The organism is Burkholderia sp. Ac-20392 (assembly GCF_017104585.1).
Lineage (GTDB): Bacteria > Pseudomonadota > Gammaproteobacteria > Burkholderiales > Burkholderiaceae > Burkholderia > Burkholderia lata.
The window spans coordinates 1-3,013 of the sequence record NZ_JAAGPB010000753.1 but is presented as its reverse complement, the minus strand read 5'-3'; the positions used below and the strand labels follow the sequence as shown (position 1 = coordinate 3,013).

The 3,013-nt window shown below is 62.6% G+C and carries 3 protein-coding genes and 1 pseudogene; 3 read left to right on the top strand and 1 reads right to left on the bottom strand.

What is annotated here, in order from left to right:
• Positions 1-281: pseudogene (locus tag G3N99_RS37770) on the bottom strand (MFS transporter); the annotation flags it as partial.
• Positions 282-510: 229 nt separating this feature from the next.
• Here G3N99_RS37770 and G3N99_RS37765 point away from each other — a divergent pair.
• From G3N99_RS37765 to G3N99_RS37755, 3 genes are all read left to right on the top strand, one after another.
• Positions 511-1,170, top strand: a complete 660-nt coding sequence (locus tag G3N99_RS37765; protein ID WP_174940035.1) for a pyridoxamine 5'-phosphate oxidase family protein — start codon at positions 511-513, stop codon at positions 1,168-1,170.
• 365 nt (positions 1,171-1,535) lie between these two features.
• Entirely contained in the window at positions 1,536-1,829 is a 294-nt protein-coding gene (locus G3N99_RS37760) for an H-NS histone family protein (RefSeq protein ID WP_006491875.1), read from the top strand.
• A gap of 241 nt (positions 1,830-2,070) precedes the next feature.
• Positions 2,071-3,013 (top strand): cation diffusion facilitator family transporter (locus G3N99_RS37755; RefSeq protein WP_206124918.1); only part of this gene is annotated, 943 nt, incomplete at its 3' end.

Below are 3,013 nucleotides of genomic sequence, written 5' to 3'. Positions count from 1 at the left end.
GCTGGATCGCGCGCGATCCAGCGCGCGATGGTCAGCATCGCGGCGATCGAGCCGACGGCGACCGCGAACAGCGCGATCGACAGCAGCCCGGGGCTCAGCGCGAACTTGTCGCGCACGGTCGGCACGTGCACGCCCCACGACGCGAACATCATGCCGGCGACGAAGAACAGCGCCATCGATGCCACGCGCGCCCGCTGGCGGGCCGGCAGCGACAACACGCGATGCGCGTCGGGCGGCGCGGCGAACGGGGACGACGATTCGGGGGAGGAGGATTCGGACACGGTAACGCTCATCAAAAGTCATGCACGGACGCACGCGGCGCCCGTCGGATCCGTCCGATTCTATCGAACCGCTTACGATCCTGCCGGGCAATGGCCGTTCGGCCGATGATCCGGTGCCCCGCGTTCGGCCGCATAGGCCGTTCGACCGATGCGCGGCGCGCCGCGCCCGCGGGTAACATCGAAGCGCATGGCGTGCCTGGCGCGCCACCCTTCGACCGCAGGAGTCCTCTTGAACATCGATCCCGCTCTCGCCCTGCATCTGCTGCACCGCTGCGCGCTCGGCACGCTCGCCACCCATTCGCGCGATCCGCAGGGTTTCCCGTATCCGACGGTCGTCCCGTTTGCATCCGATGCAAGCCATCGTCCCGTGATCCTCGTGAGCGGCCTTGCGGAGCACACGCGCAATCTGGCCGCCGATCCGCGCGCGGGCTTCCTCGTCGTCGACGCGCCCGACGGCGACGTGCTGAACGCCGAGCGCGCGACGCTGCTCGGCCGGTTCGTGCCGCTCGGCGACGATCCGCACGTCACCGCGCGCTACTGTCGCTATGAGCCGGACGCCGCGCGCTACCTCGCGCTCGGCGATTTCACGTTCTGGGCGCTGGACGTCGAGCGGCTGCGCTATATCGGCGGTTTCGGGCGCATGGGCTGGGTCGACGGCACGCATCTCGATGCGCTGCCGCCGCTCGCGTTCGACGAGGAACAGGCGTTATGGGACGCGTACGATGCCGGCGATGCGCGCCGCGACGGGCTCGAATTGCTCGGTGTCGATCGCCACGGCGCCGACTGGCGACATGACGGCCGCCGCGTGCGCACGCCGTTTGATACGCCATTCGCCGATGCAGGCGCATTGCGCGAGCGGCTGATTGCATGCGCGCGGGATGTGACGTGACGTCGCGGTTGCCGGCTTGTCCGCGCTTTGTCCGTTTAGCGAGCCGCGCCATCCGATTTTCGTAAAGCTGTCGTCCGATGAAAGCTTTGATTTTTCGAATGCAGGGTAATTGCGTATGTTGATAGACCTAATAGGCAATGGCTAATGTCCTAATCTCTGTGTAGGAACGTAAAAATTTGAGAAAAGGCCGCGACCGGTCAAAATGACACGCGTGATTTTCAATTGGTCTCGGGATTTTCATGAATCTCGCTTCTATCAAATCTTTTTTGTGCTAATCTCTGCCTTCGAAAATCCGAGGCACATATATTTCATGAATGGTGAGCTGGCTGCAGACCGGCGCCATTGGTCAGATAGAAAGGGAAACTATGTCTTCTTACAAGGACCTGCTGGCCCAGCGGGAGAAGCTGGAGAAGCAAATCGAAGAAGCAAAGTCGCGTGAATACGCTGAAGTGCTGAATGACGTGAAGCAGAAAATTGCCGACTACGGCTTTTCGCTCGCCGAACTCGGTCTCAGCCGCGCGAAGGCCGGTAAGGTTGGCCGTCCGCGTGCAGGCGTTGCCGCGAAATACCGCGATCCGGAAACGGGCGCGACGTGGTCGGGCCGCGGCAAGCCGCCGCGCTGGATCGCTGGCAAGAACCGCGAACAGTTTGCAATTTAAGTGTTTGTTTAAGTTGCCTGCTCTTCAAAAGAGCCGCGTGTCCGTTAAGGAGCGCGGCTTTTTTGTTTTCAGTGGCCGACACGCTCATGGCGCTGTCATGAAAATGTAATAATCCGGTGTGAATGGAAATACGACCCGTTCGCATAAGCGGTTGATTTAAATAAGAAATTTGTGGGTATTGGCGGGGTTCGCGGGGCGCCCTTGATAGAATCGGGTATCGCACACCGATATCCCATATTTCATGTCCACGTTTTCCGGCGACGCGCAGAGCGCAGATAAGCACGCGGTTGCACGCAAGAGCACGTTCGTCAGTATTGTGCTGAATGTCGTGCTTGCGACATTTCAGATCGTCGTCGGCGTGATTGCGCATTCGCAGGCATTGATTGCTGACGGTGTGCATTCGATTTCCGATTTGATCTCGGATTTTGTCGTGCTGGTTGCGAATCGGCATAGCGGCGCATCGCCGGATGCCGACCACAATTACGGACACAGCCGCTACGAGACCGTCGCATCGCTGTTTCTCGGCGCGATCCTGATTGCGGTCGGCGTCGGCATGCTCTGGCGGGCCGGCGATCGTCTCGTTAATCTCGAAAACATTCCGGCGGTACATTTTTCCGCGCTGCTCGTCGCGCTGACGGTGCTCGTGTCGAAAGAGGCGCTGTTTCGCTACATGCTGCGCGAAGCGCGGCGCGTCCGCTCGGCGATGCTCGTCGCGAACGCTTGGCACGCGCGTTCGGATGCCGCCTCGTCGCTTGTCGTCGCGATCGGCATCGTCGGCAGCTTGGCGGGTGTGCGGCTGCTCGACCCGATCGCGGCGGCGATCGTCGGCTTCATGGTCGCGCGCATGGGCTGGACGTTCGGCTATGACGCGCTGCAGGACCTCTCCGACCGTGCGCTCGATACGACCGATACGGCCGAGATCCGCGCGCTGCTCGCAGCGACGCCCGGCGTGCGCGACGTGCATGACCTGCGCACGCGAAAGATGGGCGATGCCGCACTCGTCGACGCGCACATCCTCGTCGATCCGAAAATTTCCGTTTCCGAAGGGCACTACATCGCCGAGACCGCGCGTGCGCGCGTGCTGACCGACCCGCGCGTGCTCGACGCGCTGATTCACGTCGACCCGGAGAACGACGCGGCGCGCCGTCCGGCGCTCGCGCTGCCGCCGCGCGGCGAGATCGCGG

Bases quoted from the DNA above. Each gene is read 5' to 3' on its own strand.
- G3N99_RS37760 (WP_006491875.1), top strand. From the start codon at position 1,536: ATGTCTTCTTACAAGGACCTGCTGGCCCAGCGGGAGAAGCTGGAGAAG.